Here is a 20,312-nt window from a genome sequence, read left to right on the forward strand (position 1 = left end):
CAGCCAGGCCTAACTTTGTCCGGCTTTTGGAGCCACCTCGGCTTTTCCGCCATCCCCAAACCGCAACCATCCTTTCAAAAACAACCCCTTAAAATCATCCAGGTAAGTGTAAGCGACCGGGATCACCAATAAACTGAGTAAGGTGGACGTGACCAAGCCGCCAATCACCGCGACCGCCATCGGGCTACGGAAAGACGAATCCGCCGCGCCCATACCGGTGGCGATCGGCAACATGCCGGCGCCCATGGCAATGGTGGTCATGACGATGGGGCGGGCACGTTTATGGCAGGCATCAAGCAGGGCGTCAATACGTCCCATGCCGTGGTCGCGCCTGGCGACGATGGCGTATTCGACCAGCAGGATGGAATTTTTGGTGGCGATGCCCATGAGCATGACCAAGCCGATGAGCGAGGGCATGGAGAAGCTTTTCTGTGCCAGCAACAGGGCGACGAAACCGCCGCCAAAGGACAGCGGCAAGGCCACCAAAATGGTGATGGGTTGCAGGAAATCCTTAAACAACAACACCAGCACGATAAAGATGCATAACACGCCGATGAGCATCGCCCGGCCAAAGCTGGTGAACAGCTCTTCCATCATTTCGGCGTCGCCAATGTTGATTTGCCTGACGCCCGCCGGAAGCGACCGGATGCTGGGCAAATTTTGCACGGCGGCGGTGACATCGCCTAAAGGCAGTTCCGCCAATTCAATTTCAAAGTTGATGTTGCGGGAACGGTCGTAGCGGTCAATGACCGCCGGGCCGCTGGATAGCTCCAGGGTTGCGGCTTGGCCGACCATCACCGGGCCGTTGCCAGTTTTGCCGGAGGGGACGGCGAGGCGTTCCAGAACGGCCAAGTCACGCCGTCCGTCGCCGTTGAGTTTCACCATCATCGGCACTTGCCGCTGCGCCAAGTTGAACTTGGGCAGCGACATATCATAATCGCCGATAGTGGCGATACGTAGGGTTTCGGCGATGGCGGCGGAAGTCACGCCCAAATCGGCGGCGCGGGCGAAATCGGGACGTACGGCAATCTCTGGCCTGACCAAGGCGGCGCTGGAGGCGATATTACCCAGGCCATGGATGGTGCGTAAATCTTTTTCCACGGCGTGTGCGGCGGCACTTAAAGCTTGAGGGTCTTCACCGCTTAACACCAGGATATATTTCTCTCCAGATGCGCCTAAGCCCACTTTGGTACGGACACCCGGCAAGGCTTGTAAGGCCTGCCGGATGTTTTGTTCTATGGCTTGCTTACGTACCGGCCTATCCTGGCGGTCCGCCAGCAGTATCGTCAGCGTCGCTTTGCGGACTTCGCCGCTGCCTTGTATGGCAATCGGGTCAACTCCGGCCGAACCGGCGCCGATGGTGGTGTAGACGCCTTTCACGTACGGCACGGCGGCGACCAGTTGCCTTGCCGCTTCGGCGGAAACGCGGGTTTGCGCCAAGGTCGCCCCGGGCGGGAGCTCGACAAAGACTTGGCTTTGCGGGTTGTCGTCCGGCGGGATGAAGCCCGTCGGCAACAGCGGGATCAGCAGCAGTGAGCCGATAAAAAACGCCACCGCCGCCGTCAGGGTGAGAAAGCGGTGCCTGAGGCACCATGCCGCCAATGTGAGGTAATGGCGCATGATGCGCCCGTCCTGTTGTTCCTCATGTCCGGTGTTTTTGAGCAGGTACGCGGACATCATCGGGGTCAGCATCCGCGCCACAATCAGCGAAGCCATGATCGCCAATGCCGCCGTCCAGCCAAACTGTTTGAAAAAGCGTCCGGCAATACCGCTCATAAACGCCGTAGGCAAGAACACCGCGACTAGGGAAAACGTGGTGGCGACCACCGCCAAACCGATTTCTTCCGCCGCTTCCATTGCCGCTTGGTAAGGGGTTTTGCCCATGCGCAAATGGCGGACGATGTTTTCCACTTCGACGATGGCATCGTCAACCAAAATGCCGATCACCAAAGACAAGGCCAGCAAGGTGACGATATTCAGCGAGAAGCCAAAATATTCCATGCCCAGGAACGCCGGGATCACCGACAAGGGCAAGGCCACGGCGGAAATGAAGGTCGCCCGCCAGTCACGCAGGAACAGCCAAACCACCAGCACCGCCAGCAATGCGCCTTCGTAAAGGAGCGTCATCGAACCGTCGAATTCTTCCTGCACCGGGATGACAAAATTGAAGGCCTCGGTGAATTCGATATCAGGATGGGCCAGGCGTAATTCCGCCAAGGCTTGTTGCACGCCCGCACCGACTTCCACTTCGCTTGCGCCCCGGCTACGGGTGACTTCAAACCCCACCACGGGTTTGCCGTCGAGCAAGGCCAAAGCGCGCGGCTCGGCGAAGCCATCGGTGATGGTGGCGACTTGGTCGAGCCGGATGCGCCGCCCATCGGCCAGTGACAATTCCAGTGGGCGCAGTTCTTCCACCGACTTGACAGTGGCTAAGGTACGTACCGGTTGTTCGCCACTGCCCAAGTCGGTGCGCCCACCGGAGCTTTCTTGTTGGATTTGGCGCAATTGCCGGGAAATGTCAGAGGCGGTCGCGCCTAGCGATTGCAGTTTGACGGGATCAAGGGCTATCGTCACTTCGCGGCTGACCCCGCCCACCCGTTTCACGTCGCCGACCCCGCGCACGGTGAGCAGGCGTTTGGCGATGGTGTCCTCGACAAACCAGGACAGGGCTTCATCGTCGCGTTGGGAAGAGGCGACGGTGTAGGCCAATATGGGGGAACCGGCGAGGTCGATCTTATTGACGACAGGGTCACGCAAATCGCCCGGCAAGTCCGCCCGTACTTTGGACACGGCCGAACGCACATCGTCCACGGCTTCCTGCACGGGCTTTTCCAGACGGAATTCGGCGGTGATGCTGGCGCTGCCGTCTTGGATTTTAGTGATGATGTGTTTCAGGCCTTGCAAGGTCGCCATCGAGTTTTCGATTTTTCGCGCCACATCGGTTTCCAGTTGCGAAGGTGACGCGCCCGGCAGGCTACATGAGACGATCACGGTGGGCAAGTCCAAGTCCGGGAAGTTTTGGACTTTCATGGACTTGAAACTCATCATCCCGCCGATGCTCAGCAGCACAAACAGCATCAGGGCGGGGATGGGGTTGCGGATACACCATGTGGAAATGTTCATTGTTGCACTACCCTGACGCTATCGCCGTCTGTCAAGAAGGCCGCGCCGCTGGCGACAATCCGGTCTTCCGGGTTGATGCCCGAAAGGATTTCATAATGGTCGCCCATCCGCCGCCCCAATTGCACTTTGACTTGGGCGACCGTGGCTTGGCCGTTGCTTGGTTTGCCTAAACGGAAAACATAGCTAAAGCCTTCGCGTAAAGACAAGGCGTCTTGCGGCAATGTCAGGGCGGGGCTGCTGCCGAGATAAAATTCGCCTTGGGCAAACATGCCGGCCCGTAAGCCTTGGGCGGCGGCATCGGGCAAATCGACATAGACCAAGCCGTTACGGCTTTGCGCATCCAAGGTCGGGGCGAGAAAACGCACCTTGCCGTCGACTTTGGCAACATTGGGGACTGTTACGGAAACGCTGATGCCCGGCGCCAATTGCGCCATCTCGGCCGCCGTCACTTCCGCGCGCCATTCCAAGCGGTTTTGCCGGATCAGGCGGAACAATTCCTGGCCGCTTGCCGCCACCGCGCCCAGTGTGGCGCTACGCGACGAGACCACACCACCATCACTGGCGATGACGCGGGTATGTTTTTGCCTTAGCAATTGGCTATCCAACTGGGCTTGGGCGGACTGCACTTTGGCTAGCGCAGTTTTCTCGCTGGTGAGGAATTGCGCCACTTGTTGGGCGCTGAGCACGCCGGAACCCGACACTTGCCGGGCCCGCCCGGCGTCCAGTTTGGCAATGGCGAGATTGGCCTCGGCTTCCGCCAGACCTGCTTTGGCCTGGGCGATATCCGCCAAGACGCTGTCATCGCTGAACACCGCGAGCACCTGGCCTTTGCGGACAGTCTCGCCCACTTGCGCCCGTACTTCGCTCAAGCGCAAGTCGGCCACTTCCGCACCGATGACCGCTTCCTGCCAAGCCGCCACCGAACCGTTAGCGCTTAGGCTTAGGGGGATTTTAAGCCAGTTGGGGCGGATGGCGTTGACGCTGAGGGCGGGGCGCGTGGCTGGTTTGGCCTCCGGGGCGGTGGCGTTGCCGCGCCCGATAACGACGCCAAAACCGATAAGCAAGGTTAGGATAGCCAAAAGCGCAAAGGTTTTGCCTTTTATCATGTTTTCCTCCGGTTCAATTCCGGTATGGTGTGTAATGAAGGTTTAGTTGTTGGGGTGGCGGTGTTTTTTGTGATTCCAAGGGGAAACCCGTCAAGGGTTATGGCGTATTTTTTTCCCAACCGCCGCCGACAGCGCGGTACAGTGCGATCCAGGCGCTGGTCTTTTCTTGTTCCAGACCCTGGATGGCCAAATCGGCGGCCACCATCGAACGCCGTGCGGTTTCGGCGTCCAGCAAATTGCCCAGGCCGATTTCGTAGAGCTTTTGGGCGGACTGGTAGTTGGTTTGGTAACCCTGCGCCGCTGAACGGGCTTGCGGGAGTTGTTGCCCGGCACTGGCCAAACGCACCAACGCGTCTTCGACTTCCTTGACGGCTGTCCGTACGGTGGCGCGGAATTGCGAGGTGGCGGCGATATAATCGGCTTTGGCGGCTTCCACATTGGCGGCGCGTTTGCCCGCATCGAACAGCGGCAAACTCAGCGTCGGCCCGATCGACCAAGTTTCCGCCAAGGTCAAAGCCGCACCGTTGATATTCTGGAAAACCGGGGTGATATTTCCCGACAAGCTGAGTTTAGGGAAGCGTTTGGCCTGTTCGACGCCGATTTTGGCGCTGGCTTCCGCCATATCGCGTTCGGCGGCGGCGACATCAGGCCGTTGCATGAGCATTTTGGCGGGTATGGCATTGATAGTGAAGGGCGGCGGGCTGGGCAGCCGGGCCTCCTGTCCGGGCTTTGGCGCCAACCATTGCCGTAGCTGTGTTTCCTCCAACCCGGTCATCGCCACCAAGCCTTTGATGGAACGTTCGCACTGCGCTTCTTGTTGCAGCAAGGATTTCTTGCCTTCGGAAGCGCTGGCACGGGCGAGGGCGGCGTCCGCCGAATTGCGCAAACCCGCTTGGGCCGCCATGTCCAAAAGCGTTGCTGAGGATAAGCGGGAATCGGCGTCCGTTTGCGCCAGTTGTTTCTGCACTTCGCAATAACGGTAAGCCAGGTAAGCGTTGGCCAATTCCGCCGCAACGGCGACGCGGGCATCATGCCACGCCGCCGTGCGCGATTCCAACTGGCGGGCCGACGCTTCTTGTTGCCTTGCCAGCCCGCCGAACAAATCAATTTCCCAGCTGGATTGCACGTCGAGCTGGTGTTGGGTGCGCAGGAAAGGTGCTTGCCCGAAGGAGAAGGACGAACGGCTACTGCTTAAACTGGCATCCAATTTGGGTAGGAACATCGAATCCGCGCCGATCAGGCTCGCCCGCGCCTGTCCGATACGTGCCTTGGCATTGGCGATGGTCGCGCTTTCGGTTTGCGCGGCGGCAAGCAAGCGGCTGAGCACGGGGTCATTAAACTTTTCCCACCAGTGGCTTAGCGTGGACACCTCACCTTGGTGCGCGATGGCCGCGGGTGCGTACCAATGCTTGGCCACGGGCGGCGTGGGTTTTTGGTAATCCGGGCCGACCGTCATGAGCCAACCTCCCTTTAAACCACAGCCTGATAGCAGCAACGGGATAACGATAAGATGTAGCGGACGCATATCAATGCCCTTCATGGCCTGGACCCAACAGACGGCGTTTGGCTTCACCTTCGATCATCGCGGCGGCGTAACCTGCCAGACGTTCGGATAGCGTGTCTATGGCTTCGGGCGTGTCCAGCAATTCTGGGCAAATGGCCGACACCACTTCATGTCCGACATAGTACTGCACCGCCATGCCAATAATGGCGAATGCCAAGCGATGCGCATCGCTATCCACGCCCTTAAGCCCTAAGTGCTGTTCCAGCAAAGACACCAACGCTTCGTGTTGTGGCTTGATTTCGGCATCAATTTCCTGCTGCCAAGCGCCGGTAGGCTCGATCATTTCCCGGAAATGCAGTTTCATGACCAGCCTGACTTCTTCGCCTTTTTTTAGCGGGTCAAGAAATTCCCTGAAGAACAAGTGCAGGGCTTCCGGCAAGGCCAGGCTGGCGTATGCCTCTATATGGGTATGGCAAGGCGCGTCGCACATGGGTTCGGTGAAGGCCGCCCGGTACAGCCCCGCCTTGTCGCCGAAGTAGTAGCGGATAGCGGAAATGTTCGCCCCCGCCAATTCGCAGATGTCACGGGTGGTCGCGCCTTCAAAGCCTTTTTCGGCGAAAATGCGCAATGCCGCCATTACCAACCGGCTGCGGGGGTGGGGGTTGTTGGCATCTGTTTGGGTGGCTGACGGTTTGGCCATAATATCCTCAATAGGGAATAAATCAAACGATTGATTTATATTGTGTCAATCAAACGATTGATTGTCAATTTTTTGATATTGAAAGTTGTTTGGGTGGTTGGGAAAAATTTTTGCAAAATATCCCGTTGCTATTTTTCCATGCCGGTTTGTCACGGGCTATCTCGCAAAAAATTGGTTTGGAAAGCCGGTTATGCCAGGGCTGATGAGGCCAGTTTAAGGGCCGCCAATTTTGGCAGAAAACGAGGGAACACTGTCGTTGTGTAAAAGCAGGTAATGCGGGAGGATATGGATGAAGCCATTATCCCCAGAAGAGGTGGTCACGGGGCTGATGGCATAGGTTGGTTCGTATGTAAAAGAACAGTGTGTTTAGAACAATAATTAGAACATGGCGTTGCATGCCAGTTTGCAGTTTCTATGTGAGGAGGATAAATGAACAACCCTTTCGTGTCCCCATCCGCCATACCGCCTCCCCAGGTTCGTGAGGCGAAAATTAGGCCGGTCAAGATAATTGTCTATCCTGGAGTTGAAATTATTGACACTGCCGGCCCGATGGAAGTGTTTGCCTTCGCCAGTAATCGCTTGCAACAGGCCGGTGTTTGCACTGGACTCGCCTATCCTATGGAGGTGTTGGCGGCTAAGCCGGGGCCGATAACGACATCCTGCGGGCTTCAGATTATTGCCAATAAATCCTATAACGACGTCCATGACGATATTGATACTTTAGTCGTTGCTGGCGCACCTGATGTCAGCTGCCTTTTATGCGACCCTGCATTACAGGTGTGGATTCGGGCAATAGCACCAAAAGTCAGGCGGCTAGTATCTGTCTGTACCGGGGCGTTCTTGCTGGCGGAAAGCGGGCTTTTGGACGGGCTTCGGGCAACCAGCCACTGGGATTATTGTGAATGGTTGGCGCGGGATTATCCCTTGGTCAATGTTGAACCAGACCGGATTTTCGTGCGGGATGGCTTTATTTCAACATCGGGAGGTATCACCTCAGGCATTGATTTAGCCTTATCAATGGTCGAGGAGGATTGGGGCAGTGAGTTGGCTTTACTGGTTGCACGCTATCTGGTGGTCTTTCTAAAAAGGCCAGGCGGACAATCCCAATTCAGTGCCTATTTGACCAGTGAGGCTAGCCGCCCTGAGCTTAAAGATTTACAGGCTTGGATTATGTTGCATTTGACAGAAGATTTGCGTGTCGAAATATTGGCGGAAAGGGTTTGTATGAGCCCCCGCAATTTTGCCAGGCATTTTTTAGCGGAAACAGGCATGACACCTGCCAAGTTTGTGGAATTGGCGCGTATTGATGCCGCCCGGCATTATCTGGGAAGCACTAAGTTATCAATAGAGGCTGTAGCTGAAAAATCCGGGTTTATTGACCCGGAACGTATGCGCCGCGCTTTTATCCGCCACTTGGGAATTAATCCGCAAAATTACCGTGACCGTTTTGGCTTTTCTGATGATTATCAATGCAAGGCGGCCTAGGAGCCATCTGTCCAAAGGGCATGACAGTCTTGTTTGCCACCTATTGGTTATAAGGAGTCCATTATGCGAATTTTACTCATTTCATCGGCATTTTCAGGCTTAACCCAACGTTTTTATACCGAACTTGAGGATGCTGGCTATACCGTCTCAGTTGAACTGCATTTAGGGGATATGGCGGCTTTGATAGAAGGGGTGTCGCTATTTACACCGGATTTGATACTGTGCCCTTTTTTAACCCGGCGTCTTCCTAAAGAAATTTATGAAAATTATAAATGCCTCATCGTTCATCCCGGCACTAAAGGCGACAGGGGCCCGTCTTCATTGGATTGGGCAATCCAAGCTGGCGAACCGGAATGGGGCGTGTCATTGCTGGAAGCCGCTGAAGAAATGGACGCCGGCCCCATTTGGGCGCATAAAACGTTTCCTATGCGCCAAGCGACCAAAAGCAGCCTTTTCTACCGCGAAGTGACCCAAGCGGCAGTGGATTGTTTATGGGAAGTGTTAAGTTATTTCGATTCCCCCTTTTTTAAACCCGAACAGCAAGACTACAGTAGGGCTGATTATAAAGGCAAGCTACAGCCCGCCATGAAACAAGCGGATCGGGCCATCAATTGGAAAGTGCATAAAACCGATGAGATTTTAAGGCGGATTAACGCCGCCGACGGTAGCCCAGGCGTACTGGATGAGCTGGATGGCAAGCCGGTCTTTATTTTTAATGCGCATAAGGAAAGCCATTTGACCGGCAAGGCAGGTGAGATCATTGCCACTGCCAACCATGCCATTTGCCGGGCAACTGTCGATGGCGCCATCTGGATAGGGCACCTCAAACCGAAATTGGAATGGGGGGCCACAGGGGTAAAGCTGCCCGCCACTTTTGTCACCAATGGGTTAAAAATTAAACAAGCGGCTGCGGTGTCGGCTTTAAAAGGTTTGTTGTCAAAAACTGTCAGATGGATGGACATCGACTATACCAAGCCAGGGAGGCAATTGCCTTGCCAAGAAGTTTGGTACGAACAAGAGGCTGATGTCGCTTATTTATATTTTCCTTTTCACAACGGCGCCATGAGTACCGGACAATGCCGGCTTTTACTTTCGGTTTATCAATACGTCGCCATCTTGCCAGTCAAAGCGATAGTGCTGATGGGGGGCGAGGCCTGTTTTTCGAATGGCATCCACCTTAACCATATTGAAGCCGCAACGTGTCCGGCGGATGAATCCTGGTTAAACATCAATGCGATGGATGACCTGATCTATCAGATCATCACCACGCTGGATAAATTGACCATCTCTGCGGTGGCGGGTAGTGCCGGGGCGGGCGGGGCGATTTTGGCTTTGGCTACGGATCAGGTGTTTGCCAGGGAAGGGGCGATTTTTAACCCGCATTATAAGAACATGGGGGAGCTGTACGGCTCCGAATATTGGACGTATTTGCTACCCAAGCGCGTTGGTAAGGAAATGGCAAATACCTTGACCGAACAACGTTTACCGATAAGCGCCAAAAAAGCGTGGCGGATAGGTTTTATCGATAGGGTGCTCGACAAAAACCATACTATTTTTGCCGCCCAGGTCAGGCATCTAGTCAATAACCTGATAGCCGATTCCGAGGCATTTAGGCAGTGCTTGATGGATAAAGCCAAGAACCGTTGCCATGACGAAGCCTTAAAACCCTTGGCGGCCTACAGGAAAATGGAGCTGACCCAAATGTATGCCAATTTTTATGGCGGCGAGCAATATCATACGGCACGGCAAGCTTTTGTTTATAAGGCGTGCAACGTTAAGGCAACCCCCGAAAACATTGCCAAACATCGTCAAAATAATGACGATAACAAGCTATCGACGGGAAGCCCCTTCGTTTGGCAAGATTATTATCAAATGGGCAATGACGTTGTGGATAGCCAGCATAAAGAAATTTTCCTATTGGCCAATCAATTGGTGTCTTCTGTCACTAACGAAGCGCTAAGAAAAAATATTGAGTTGGTCTATCAGCATGTCAAAGCGCATTTTAGGACGGAAGAAAAACGGATGCAGCAGTCGGACTATCAAAATTATAAAGCCCATGCACAAGAACATCGGGCCATGCTGGAGAAATTGGCTGACATTGATCATAAAATCGAAAATGGCCTATGGAAACAAAGTGACATTCAGGATTTTATGGATAAATGGGGCAGGCATATTGTTGATTCCGATATGCCGTTTAATTTTTATATAAAAAAACAATATGTTGAGTCAATATAACAAAGTAAGTGGCGAAAAACATTGACGCCCATAGAAGGCCTTGGGTCGCCGCCCGAAAAGATAAACGGTTATTCCGGTAACCTTTGCCGGAATAACAGGTTTCGGCAATGACGGTTGTAGTGTTACCACCAACTCCAACCCGTAAAGGTTGCCGGGCATGCCCATCGCGTCACTGCCTCCGGTGCAAGCCATAAAACAGCACAAATCCGGCGAACATCGCCCCGATGAACACATAACTGCCGGACAACCCGCTGGTTAACCCGACCAACGCAGGCCCCGGGCAAATGCCGGACAAGCCCCAGCCTATGCCGAATATCGCCGCCCCGACTATGAGTTTGCCATCAATCTGGGATTTTGGGGTGCCGCAAGACGCTTGGTCTTGTTGCGTGGCGGACTCCTCGGAGAGGCCAGGAATAAAACGTTGCAAGAGGCCCAAAGTCAACAAGGCGCTGGCCATGACCAGTGCCAGGCTGGGATCCCACGCCCCGCTGACATCCAAAAACGCCAGCACTTTGGCGGGGTTGGTCATTTGGGCGATGATCAGGCCCAAGCCAAAAATTAGGCCGAAAATAAACGCGGCAATATGTTTACCCATGATCCCCCCTCAAAGCACATGGCGGCTAAGATAAACGACCAGTCCGGCGGCCAACATAAAAACCAGCGTCGCCACGATGGAGCGCACCGACAAGCGGGCAATGCCGCACACGCCGTGGCCGCTGGTGCAGCCGCCACCAAGACGGCTGCCGTAACCGACCAGCAGCCCCGCGGCGGCCATGGCCACCCAGGGCGCATCAATCTGCACCGGAATGGCATAGCCTGCCAACCTATACAGCGGCGCGCTGATGATGAGCCCGGCCAGAAACCATAGCCGCCAACCCGTGTCAGCGCCCCAGGGCGGCAAAATCCCGGCGGCAATCCCGGAAATCCCGGCGATGCGGTTGTGGGTGAAAAGCAACAATGCCGAAGCCAAACCAATTAGCGCACCGCCTGCCAAAGCCGATAAAACGGTAAATGCTGTCATATTTCCTGTTCCGTTTAAAAAACCGTTTATTACATCAAAAACGCCGCGACCAAGCGAATTGCAATGAAAATTGCGTCATCGCCAGGTCAATGGTTTGTCCTGGGCTCAAAGGGTTGGGGCCGGAAACCGTTTTTTCCGGCGAATACATGACCGCAAAGCTCAGTTCATCCTGTTTGCTGAGGGCGTGGCTGAAGCCTCCCGTCAGATGCCATTCCTGCACGCCCGGTGCCAGGATGTTGAACAGCACCTCGGTATTTTCAATCGGCTGTTGCCCATAGCTGAAACCGCCGCGCCACGTCCAGTTCCCGTTTTGTTGCCATTGTGCGCCAAATTTGTAGATGGTCATGTCGTTCCAACCAAAACCGGGCCCCGTGGCCGTCCCTAAAGCGGCGCCTTGGAACAAGGGGAGCAAAGGCCTGCCGACCGATTTGATGTCGCTGTAGCGGATGTGTTCGACATCAAAGGCGGTGATGAAGCGAGGGCTGACGTTCCAGGACAGGCCGACATTAAAGCTGTCGGGAATATCAAAACCGCCTTGGTCTGCAAACAATCCGGCGTAATTGTCAAATTCCGACATGTAGATACGGCTTTTGTAAGACGCGCCCAAACGCACGCCAGGCAGCAATTCCGCCTGGCCGCCGACCCTAAAACCCGCGCCGAACGAGAAATCCGTATCGTTATTGGTCAAACGGGACGGATTGCTGGAAAAGCCCGCAAAAGACCCCAAACCGTGGGCTTCGAAGGTTTGCATCGCGAAAACCGGCGAAATGCCCAGGGCAAAACGGCCCTCGTTAAAAGAGCGGGCATAAGTGGCGGTGATGAAAGCCTGCATCATGTCGATGCCAGTACGTCCCGCACAAAAAGTGCCCTTGCCGCTGCTTCCCGGCGGGCATAAGGGGTTGGTGAAGCCGGGGTAATCGGTATCCATGCCGCCATTGCCGTACAAGGCGACGCCTACGGTTTGCTGGCTGTCCAGCTTATGGCTCCAACCCACCGTAGGCACGGGGAAGAAATCGTTATCGCTCTCAACGGTGCCGGGGTTAAGCGGGAAAGCGCCTGGGGCTAAAGTGGGCGCGCCTTGCACGCGGTATTCCCGGTGCGGGCTGAACAGTTCCAGTTCCAAGTCCAGACGGTCACCGACATAAGCCAGGCTCGCCGGGTTTATGGCGGCGGCGACGGCATCTTGCGAAAACGCCGTCCCCGTCCCGGCCATCGCCTTGCTGCGTACGCCGTAGCCGTGCGCGAAATAGCCGTTGGTGGCATGGGCGGTTAAAGGGATTGTCGCTAGTGCGGTGCTGATGGCGGTAGCCAACAATAGCGTTTTTTTCAGGTGGGTCATGTTCATATTCCTTGAGTCATAGCAGGTTTATGGACATGGTAACGATGAGTTGTCTTTCTGGTAAAACGATATAATTAGAACTATAGTTCGAAAAAAATCATAAGCGTATTGTGCCTTGCCGCCAGCGCTTAGCCGTTTAATGAGGACTGTGACCGCAGATTGGCCACGGTCAAATCCACAAAGGCCCTGACTTTGGCCGAAGCATAACGCCCTTCGCGGTGGAGGACATGGATGGGCAAACGCTCTGGCTCAAACCTGTCCAGCACGGATTGTAGCGTCCCCGAGGCCAGATACGGCGCGATTTGGTAAGACAACAACCGCGCCACGCCGAGGTTTTTTAATGCCGCTTCAATCGCCGAAGCGTTATTGCTGGTGGTCAGGCGCGGCTTGATTTTAACCGTCTGCCCTTGCGCGAATTTCCATTCCATTGCGGCCGAAGCGCTATTGGTGGCGACAATCAGGTGCTGGCTGAGGTCGGCGGGTTGCTGCGGTATGCCCTGTTTGGCGAGATACTCGGGCGAGGCGCAGACCACCCGGCGGACATGGCCGACTTTGATGGCGTTCATGCTGGAATCGGGCAATTCGCCAATGCGGATGCCGACATCAAAACCCTCTTCCAACAGGTTGACGACGCGGTCAAGAAACACCGCCGACACTTCCATGTCCGGATACCGTCCCAGGTATTCGACTATGCCTGGCATCACAAAAAGCTGGCCGAACAACACGGGGGCGGTGATGGCCAAATGGCCTTTGGGGATGCCGTTAATCCCCGCCACTGCCTCATCGGCTTCATCCGCGGCGCTGATGATACGCCGCGCATCTTCCAGATACCGCTGCCCCGCTTCGGTCACGCGCACATAACGGGTGGTGCGGGTAAGCAGCCGGACTTTCAGGCGTTCTTCCAAACGGGCGATCGCCCGCGTCACTGCTGGCGGCGACATATCCAGGCGGCGCGCGCCCCCCGCAAAGCTTTGTTCTTCGGCGACCGCCACGAATACGGCCATCAAATCTAGCCTGTCCATACACCATTCCAATTATCGTAATAATATATTGTAAATTATGGCTATTCTTCTTGATAGTGAAATTATATACAGTATGCCCACCCAAGACACATTGGGTGACACCCACACTTAAACCACTACCGGAGAATGGCCATGAGCCGTATCAACACCGTCACTAAAGAAACCGCCAACGCCGAACAACAAGCCTTGTTTGATGCCATCCAGGCCAAACTGGGCATCGTGCCTAATTTTTTAAAAATCCTTGCCAATTCGCCGTCCGCCTTACGCGCGTTTTTGGGTTTGCATAGCATAGCGGGCGAGGGCAGCCTTGACCCGCAAACCCGCGAGCGCATCGCCCTGGCGGTGGCGCAGCAAAACACCTGCGGATACTGCGTGTCAGCCCATACCGCCATCGGCCATAAAGCCGGATTGGACAACGCCGAAATCCAAGCCAACCGCAGCGGCACCAGCCAAGATGCCAAGGCGGCGGTGGCGGTCAAGTTTGCCCGTTCCTTGGTGGAGAATATGGGCGAAGTCACCACGGCTGAAATTACCGAAGCGCGGGATGCAGGTTATAAGGATGCGGAAATCGTCGAGATTATCACCCATGTCGCGATGAACATCTTCACCAATCTGATCGGTAAGGCCAGCCGTGTTGACATCGACTTCCCTAAGGTCGAACTGAAACTGGCGGCTTAATTGTTAAAACCCACCGGCGGTGCGTGGCACCGCCGATTTTTCCAGGAGCATCGTCATGGCAATGGCCTTTGCAGACATCACCTTCACCCCCAGCGTCAAAGCCGCGCAAAGCTTATACGGCAGCCGCGAAAAAAACCGCCGTTTCGAATTGACCGACGAGGCACGCAATGTCTTGACCCCACAGGAGACCGGCTTTATTGCCCAACGCGACAGTTTTTACCAAGCCACGGTATCGGAAACGGGCTGGCCTTATGTCCAGCATCGTGGCGGGCCGGTGGGCTTTCTCAAAGTCTTGGACAACCGTACGCTGGGTTTTGCCGATTTCCGTGGTAACGTCCAGTACCTCAGCGTCGGCAACCTCAATGCCAATAACCGTATTTCATTATTTTTGATGGATTATGCGAACCGGCGGCGCCTGAAGGTTTGGGGAACCGTGCGCATTGCCCATGCCCACGACGAGCCGGAGTTGCTGGCGGAATTGGAAGTGCCGTCTTACCGTGCGCGGGTGGAACGCGGCATCGTCATCCGTGTCGAGGCTTATGATTGGAATTGCCCGCAGCATATCACGCCGCGTTATAGCCAAGCGGAAGTCGATCAGGTGATTGCCCCCTTGCTGGCGGAAATTGAACAATTAAAAACCCGATCCCTTAACGATAGGATATAGCCATGCTTAAACTTTACGAATTCGCCGTATCCGGCAACGCCCACAAAATCCGCTTGATGCTGTCATTACTGGGTTTGGAGTACGAGGGCATCGCCGTCAACGGCAGTGAAAAACAACATAAGTCCGCCGAATTCCTGGCCATGAACCCGTTCGGGCAAGTGCCGGTGTTGCTTGACGGCGACCTCTGCCTGCGCGACAGCAATGCCATTTTAGTGTATTTGGCGCGGCAATACGGCGATGCGCATTGGTTGCCGGACGAGCCGGCGGCAATGGCGCAAGTCATGGCCTGGCTCGCCACCGCCGCCAACGAATTGGCTTGGGGGCCTAGCCGGCTGCGCGTCCACTATCAATTCGGGCGTGAGATCAATGTGGCCGAATCCGGGCAAATCACCACCCATTTGCTGCATGTTTTGGAATCGCAATTGGCTGAAAGCGATTGGTTGGCGTTGGGGCATCTGACCATTGCCGACATTGCCATATACCCGTACATTGCTTTGGCGCCTGAAGGCAAGATTGACCTTTCCGTTTATCCGGCGATAATCGCCTGGCAGCGCCGCATCCAAGCCCTGCCGGGTTATGTGGGGATGCCGGGGATGTGGCAAGGCTGATTTTAAGCGATGTCCACGAAACACACGAAAAGCACGAAAAACAGTCACGGAAATGGGATGATGGTTAGTCCTAACAACAACCCGTCCGGGTGCTTTTATAAAACGCTTCCGTGCTTTTCGTGTGTTTCGTGGACAATCTCCATCACTAACTAGAGGATTAAACCATGACAACTATCGACGAACCCCGCCCGCCGTTCCCACCTTTCACCAGCGACACCGCCACGCAGAAAGTCCGTATGGCGGAAGACGGTTGGAACAACCGTAACCCTGAACGCGTGGCTTTGGCCTATACCGTAGACAGCCAATGGCGCAACCGCAACGAATTCCCCCAAGGCCGCGAACAAATTATCGAATTTTTAACCCGCAAATGGGCGGGTGAGCACGAATACCGCCTGATCAAAGAATTGTGGGCGTTCACCGACAACCATATCGCCGTACGGTTTGCCTACGAATGCCATAATGACAAAGGCGAATGGTTCCGCTCTTACGGCAATGAAAATTGGGAGTTTGCCGACAACGGCCTGATGCAAAAACGCTATGCCAGCATTAATGATTTGGCGATTGCCGAATCGGAACGGCTGTTCCATTGGCCGCAAGGCCGCCGCCCTGACGAACATCCTGGCTTGAGCGAGTTGGGATTGTAGAATCAGCATGTAGGATGTGCTGAACGTGAGTGAAGCGCATCTTAATGTTTTTGAAGTTATTCGAGACTTTGAAACGTTTAAGGCTGGGATGAAGCGATAGCGTAATCCTAGCAATGAAGCTAAGCACTAATTTCACGATTCAACGCTTCAATAGCCCATTGGTTAAGACTTTTGCCAACGGACTGTGCCTTAACCAAAGCCGCTGCATGTAGTTCCGGCGGAACCCTAAGCAGCAATTTGCCGCTTGCAGGTTTTTCAGGCGATTTACCGATTTTTTCACAGGCTTCCAAATAATCATCCACCGCCTCTTCGAACGCCGCATGTAAATCCGCAACATTATCGGCGTGAAAGCAGATGATGTCTTGGATACCCAACAACTTGCCAACTAAAGTATTGTCGCGGTCATCGAAGTCAATACGGGCGGTGTAGCCTTTATAGGTTAATGTGTTCATGGTTTAACTCCAATAACGGTCAAGAAATCCCGCGCTTGCTCGACTTGATAAGGCTTGGCCTCTTTAGCCGGATGCGGGCGATGGAACGCTGTAATTTTGCCATTGAATACGCGACCCACGCCCTTCGATAACACGGCAACCTAACGCAATAAATAACGTTTCGATGCGTATCCATTCGAGAGTGGCTGTGGTCGGTTTTGCAAAAATGGCTTGCAGGGTTTTAGTGTGCTTGGCGTTCATGGATTTTATGCTATCAAAAAACGATAGCAATAAAAAGCTATTTGAATTTCTTTAGTGAAGTAGGGTAGTTTCACTTCGTGTTCTGACGGATCGCCGATCAATCTTTTACGTTGAAAGGGCGCGGGCATTTAGTGTTTGCTAGAACGGCTTGCTGGACAGTCCCGTAACATTTTCAGTGTCCAGCGGCATCTTGAAAGTTAAGGACGGTGGGCAGCCCAATGGCCCAGCCGCCGTTGCAATTCCTGTCCCGCCTTGCTTTATATCCCGTAGCGGCCAACTGCCATTTCGCTTAAGGAAACAAGGAAGCACTGACTGTGGCTTTATTGTTTCAATCGTTTCAATGGCTGACGGGAGGGGGGCTTGCTGTCATACTTGGGCCGTTTAGCCACTGTTTTTGAGAACACAGCCATGCCGGAGCTACATAAACTGCTTTTTGTTGATGATGAACAAGACCTCAGGGAAATTGCGCTTGAGTATTTTGGTACCCAATATGAAGTGACGGCTGCCGAAAGTGCCAAGGCCGCCCGTGAAGTGTTCAGGACAGCCCCTCCCCATGTAGCGATATTGGATGTGCGGATGCCGGGTGAGGACGGTTTGTCTTTGGCGCGGTGGATACGCGAGAACCATCCGCAAACCGGCATTGTGATGTTGACCACGGCGGCGGAAGTGGTGGATAGGATCATCGGCCTGGAATTGGGGGCGGACGATTATGTGGCCAAACCTTTCGATTTGCGCGAGCTGTCGGCGCGGGTAAAGAGCGTCTTACGGCGGGTCTTCGCCAAGGCCGATACTGGCCAACCCGCCCTGGCCAAGCCACATCGGGTCAGCCTGGGGCGGTGCGAGCTGGACTTGCGCGAACACCGCTTGTACGGTGGGGATGGCGCGGAAATCGCGATAACGTCAATGGAGTTTGATTTGTTGAAAGTTTTTGTCGAGCATCCCAACAAAGTCATGAACCGTGACCAAATCATGGAACTGGCCTGCCATCGGGATTGGGACGTGTATGACCGTTCCATCGACTTGCGGGTGATGCGCCTGAGGCGGAAAATTGAAGCGGATCCTGATAAGCCCGAAGTCTTAAAGACCGTGCGCGGTTCAGGCTATATGCTGTTGCTGCCATGAGCCAAGGCAAACCCGATCCTGCCGGATGCCGGGTGGGGAAGGGGTACCGCCGCTGGTGCATTTACATCACGCTGCCGCTGTTTGCTTGGGTCGTCATTTTGGCGGTGCTTGAGGCCGTTGTGCTTCGCGGCCAGGCGTCACCGTTGGTAGGACAGGACGCCGCCATCCCCCACGCCGGGCTATTGTCGCCGGTCAACTGGCATCTCGTGCCTTATGGCCTCATTTTGCTGGCATTATGGGCAACACTGCTGGTTTATCTCCAGGTTTTACGGCGCAAATTCATCACCCCCGCCTTGCGTTTGGTCGATTATTTACAACAGGCCTGCCATCAGCAAGAGCCGGTTGAGCCGATGCTGCCGGCCATGTGGAAGCCTACGTTGGACATTATCGCCGAGTGTTTTGGCAAACACCGTGAAGCCCTAGGAAAGCTGAAAGCGGACGAAGCCTTCAAACGGGCGGTGGTGGACAATTCCATGATGGCGGTCATTTCCATGAACCAGCAAGGGGTTGTCACCGAATTTAACCGCGCCGCCGAGCAGGTGTTTGGCTTCAGCGCCGGGCAAATAGTGGGGCGGGATTTGGCGGACATGATCATTCCCGAACATTATCGGGCGGCGCATCGGGCCGGTTTGCTACGGTTTTTGCTGACAGGGCAAGCCAGGGTCATTGGCACCCATTTGGAGCTTAACGCCTTACATGCGGACGGGCATGAATTTCCGATAGAGCTGACTATTTTTGTCACGCCTGTTGACCAGAACCTTTCCTACACGGCTTTTGTCGCCGACCATACCCAACGTAAGCGGGCCGAAGAGCAAGTGGCCCAGCAACGGGAGGCCTTGTTGCAAAGCGAAAAGCTTTCCGCGATGGGCGCGTTGTTGGCGGGGGTCGCCCATGAACTGAACAACCCGCTCGCCATCTTAATGGGGCGGGCGGCGTTGCTGGAAGATAAGGCCAAAGATCCCGAGGTGAAGGCCGATGCCGAACGGATCCGCATCGCCGCTGACCGTTGCGGGCGCATTGTCAAAACCTTTTTGTCTATGGCGCGCCAGAAACCCGTGGAACGCAAATGGTCGTCACTCAATGATGTGGCGACGGGTGCCGTTGACCTGTTGAATTACAACCTCCGTTCGGACGGGATAGAAGTGGCGCTGGAATTGGATACCGGCCTGCCGCCTGTGGAAATGGACGCCGATAAAATCGGGCAAGTGCTGCTCAACCTGATGGTCAATGCGCAGCAAGCCTTATCTACGGTTTCCGGCACCAGGAAGCTGCGGTTAAAAACGGGCGGCGTGGCGGGCCATCAATATTTACAAGTGACCGACAATGGCGCGGGGGTGCCGGAAGGCCTCGAAGGGCGTATTTTTGAACCGTTTTTCACGACTAAAAAGGAAGGCATGGGCACAGGCATTGGCTTATCGGTCAGCCGGGCGATTTTACGCGAACATGGCGGTGAATTGACGCTGGAAAATTCAAAGTCCGGCGCCTCATTCAAATTGAGCCTGCCGTTAACGGGGCAAAAGGGCAGGGGCTTGTCTGATCGCCGCACCGGGTATTCTGACGGCCAGCACGAAGGCACGGTGCTGATTGTTGATGACGAGCAGGAAGTCGCCGCCGTATTGGCGGATATTTTGCGTTCGGCCGGTTATGCCGTGCATGTCGCCAGCAGTGGCGCCGCCGCCTTGCATTGGTTGGAAAACAACCCTTGCGACCTGCTGTTTACGGATATGCGGATGCCGGGCATGGACGGCATCACCTTATGGCGGACATTGCGGGAACGGCATCCTGGGTTGGCCGGACATATGGCCTTGATTACGGGTGACACCTTATCCGCCAACATTGCGCCTTTAATAGCGGAAACCGGTTTGCCCTGCCTGGAAAAACCCTTCCTGCCCGAAGAGGTGTTGCAGCTCGCCGCACGTATTGAAGACAATTCATAGGGCATCAGCTTGGAAGCCATGCCCATGCGGTTTGGCCGGGGCACGGTTGGAATCGGAACGGCCGTCCCTGGTTTCGAGGCTGTTGTCATGGCGGCTATCCGGGCTTACGAAATTTTAGGTTAAAATTAACAGATGATAAATTCACTGGCCGCCTTGCCCAATATCGGGTCGAAATCCACGCAAATGCTTGAACAAGCGGGCATCACTAGCTTGCAACAATTGCGCGGTTTGGGTTCGGTCGCCGCTTATGTCCAAGTGAAACGGGCGGGTGGCCCTGTTAGCCTTAACCTGCTGTGGGCTTTGGAAGCGGCGCTCAGCAACCAGCCTTGGCAAGAGGTTGCGCGGTTGCACCGGACTAGCCTGTTGCTGGCTTTAGAAGAATATGAAAAACAAAATGTTATGCCGTAAAAGGCGGTTTCCGTAGGCGGGCTA

19 protein-coding genes are annotated in these 20,312 nt (G+C 54.9%); 9 read left to right on the forward strand and 10 right to left on the reverse strand.

What is annotated here, in order from left to right:
• Positions 1-9: 9 nt before the first annotated feature.
• The 4 genes from METMI_RS0116935 to METMI_RS0116950 form a co-directional block, all read right to left on the reverse strand.
• The gene (locus METMI_RS0116935) at positions 10-3,123 is read right to left on the reverse strand and encodes an efflux RND transporter permease subunit (protein WP_019867489.1); all 3,114 of its coding nucleotides are present in this window, start codon (positions 3,121-3,123) and stop codon (positions 10-12) included.
• Positions 3,120-4,229, reverse strand: a complete 1,110-nt coding sequence (locus tag METMI_RS0116940; protein WP_019867490.1) for an efflux RND transporter periplasmic adaptor subunit — start codon at positions 4,227-4,229, stop codon at positions 3,120-3,122. Before METMI_RS0116940 ends, METMI_RS0116935 begins: the two co-directional genes overlap by 4 nt.
• 97 nt (positions 4,230-4,326) lie before the next feature.
• On the reverse strand, positions 4,327-5,769 hold the full coding sequence (locus tag METMI_RS0116945; protein WP_019867491.1) for an efflux transporter outer membrane subunit: 1,443 nt from the start codon (positions 5,767-5,769) through the stop codon (positions 4,327-4,329).
• Entirely contained in the window at positions 5,756-6,433 is a 678-nt protein-coding gene (locus METMI_RS0116950; RefSeq protein ID WP_019867492.1) for a CerR family C-terminal domain-containing protein, read from the reverse strand. The genes METMI_RS0116945 and METMI_RS0116950 overlap by 14 nt, the downstream gene beginning before the upstream one ends.
• 429 nt (positions 6,434-6,862) lie before the next feature.
• Between METMI_RS0116950 and METMI_RS0116960 the strand changes: the two genes are divergently transcribed.
• Together METMI_RS0116960 and METMI_RS24450 are read left to right on the forward strand one after the other, a co-directional pair.
• On the forward strand, positions 6,863-7,918 hold the full coding sequence (locus tag METMI_RS0116960; RefSeq protein WP_019867494.1) for a GlxA family transcriptional regulator: 1,056 nt from the start codon (positions 6,863-6,865) through the stop codon (positions 7,916-7,918).
• A 63-nt stretch (positions 7,919-7,981) separates the two neighbouring features.
• On the forward strand, positions 7,982-10,153 hold the full coding sequence (locus METMI_RS24450) for an enoyl-CoA hydratase-related protein (protein WP_019867495.1): 2,172 nt from the start codon (positions 7,982-7,984) through the stop codon (positions 10,151-10,153).
• A gap of 169 nt (positions 10,154-10,322) precedes the next feature.
• Here the strand turns inward: METMI_RS24450 and METMI_RS0116970 are convergent, their stop codons facing one another.
• The 4 genes from METMI_RS0116970 to METMI_RS0116985 form a co-directional block, all read right to left on the reverse strand.
• Positions 10,323-10,748 carry a DUF6691 family protein gene (locus METMI_RS0116970; protein ID WP_019867496.1) on the reverse strand — a complete coding sequence of 142 codons (426 nt, stop codon included), beginning with the start codon at positions 10,746-10,748 and terminating at the stop codon, positions 10,323-10,325.
• 9 nt (positions 10,749-10,757) lie between these two features.
• Complete coding sequence (locus tag METMI_RS0116975; RefSeq protein ID WP_019867497.1) at positions 10,758-11,174, reverse strand: YeeE/YedE family protein; 417 nt, start codon at positions 11,172-11,174, stop codon at positions 10,758-10,760.
• Between the two features lie 34 nt (positions 11,175-11,208).
• Positions 11,209-12,513 carry an OmpP1/FadL family transporter gene (locus tag METMI_RS0116980; RefSeq protein ID WP_019867498.1) on the reverse strand — a complete coding sequence of 435 codons (1,305 nt, stop codon included), beginning with the start codon at positions 12,511-12,513 and terminating at the stop codon, positions 11,209-11,211.
• A 128-nt stretch (positions 12,514-12,641) separates the two neighbouring features.
• On the reverse strand, positions 12,642-13,535 hold the full coding sequence (locus METMI_RS0116985; protein ID WP_019867499.1) for a LysR family transcriptional regulator: 894 nt from the start codon (positions 13,533-13,535) through the stop codon (positions 12,642-12,644).
• 132 nt (positions 13,536-13,667) lie between these two features.
• On the opposite strand from METMI_RS0116985, the gene METMI_RS0116990 reads away from it, so the two are divergent.
• The 4 genes from METMI_RS0116990 (at position 13,668) to METMI_RS0117005 (ending at position 16,129) form a co-directional block, all read left to right on the forward strand.
• Entirely contained in the window at positions 13,668-14,213 is a 546-nt protein-coding gene (locus METMI_RS0116990) for a carboxymuconolactone decarboxylase family protein (RefSeq protein WP_019867500.1), read from the forward strand.
• A gap of 55 nt (positions 14,214-14,268) precedes the next feature.
• Positions 14,269-14,877: a pyridoxamine 5'-phosphate oxidase family protein gene (locus METMI_RS0116995; RefSeq protein WP_019867501.1), complete on the forward strand. Its 609-nt coding sequence runs from the start codon at positions 14,269-14,271 to the stop codon at positions 14,875-14,877.
• Between the two features lie 2 nt (positions 14,878-14,879).
• Positions 14,880-15,485 carry a glutathione S-transferase family protein gene (locus METMI_RS0117000; RefSeq protein WP_019867502.1) on the forward strand — a complete coding sequence of 202 codons (606 nt, stop codon included), beginning with the start codon at positions 14,880-14,882 and terminating at the stop codon, positions 15,483-15,485.
• A 164-nt stretch (positions 15,486-15,649) separates the two neighbouring features.
• Positions 15,650-16,129, forward strand: coding sequence for a nuclear transport factor 2 family protein (locus METMI_RS0117005; RefSeq protein ID WP_019867503.1), 480 nt, complete (start codon positions 15,650-15,652; stop codon positions 16,127-16,129).
• A gap of 119 nt (positions 16,130-16,248) precedes the next feature.
• Here the strand turns inward: METMI_RS0117005 and METMI_RS0117010 are convergent, their stop codons facing one another.
• Together METMI_RS0117010 and METMI_RS24455 are read right to left on the reverse strand one after the other, a co-directional pair.
• Entirely contained in the window at positions 16,249-16,581 is a 333-nt protein-coding gene (locus METMI_RS0117010; protein WP_019867504.1) for a type II toxin-antitoxin system HicB family antitoxin, read from the reverse strand.
• Between the two features lie 63 nt (positions 16,582-16,644).
• The gene (locus tag METMI_RS24455) at positions 16,645-16,821 is read right to left on the reverse strand and encodes a type II toxin-antitoxin system HicA family toxin (protein ID WP_198007937.1); all 177 of its coding nucleotides are present in this window, start codon (positions 16,819-16,821) and stop codon (positions 16,645-16,647) included.
• 408 nt (positions 16,822-17,229) lie between these two features.
• Between METMI_RS24455 and METMI_RS0117020 the strand changes: the two genes are divergently transcribed.
• From METMI_RS0117020 to METMI_RS0117035, 3 genes are all read left to right on the forward strand, one after another.
• The gene (locus METMI_RS0117020) at positions 17,230-17,943 is read left to right on the forward strand and encodes a response regulator (RefSeq protein WP_029151769.1); all 714 of its coding nucleotides are present in this window, start codon (positions 17,230-17,232) and stop codon (positions 17,941-17,943) included.
• Positions 17,940-19,880, forward strand: coding sequence for a hybrid sensor histidine kinase/response regulator (locus METMI_RS24460; RefSeq protein WP_019867506.1), 1,941 nt, complete (start codon positions 17,940-17,942; stop codon positions 19,878-19,880). Before METMI_RS0117020 ends, METMI_RS24460 begins: the two co-directional genes overlap by 4 nt.
• 132 nt (positions 19,881-20,012) lie before the next feature.
• On the forward strand, positions 20,013-20,288 hold the full coding sequence (locus METMI_RS0117035) for a TfoX/Sxy family protein (protein ID WP_019867508.1): 276 nt from the start codon (positions 20,013-20,015) through the stop codon (positions 20,286-20,288).
• Positions 20,289-20,312: the final 24 nt, after the last annotated feature.

This window comes from Methylovulum miyakonense HT12, from assembly GCF_000384075.1.
Taxonomy (GTDB): Bacteria; Pseudomonadota; Gammaproteobacteria; order Methylococcales; family Methylomonadaceae; genus Methylovulum; species Methylovulum miyakonense.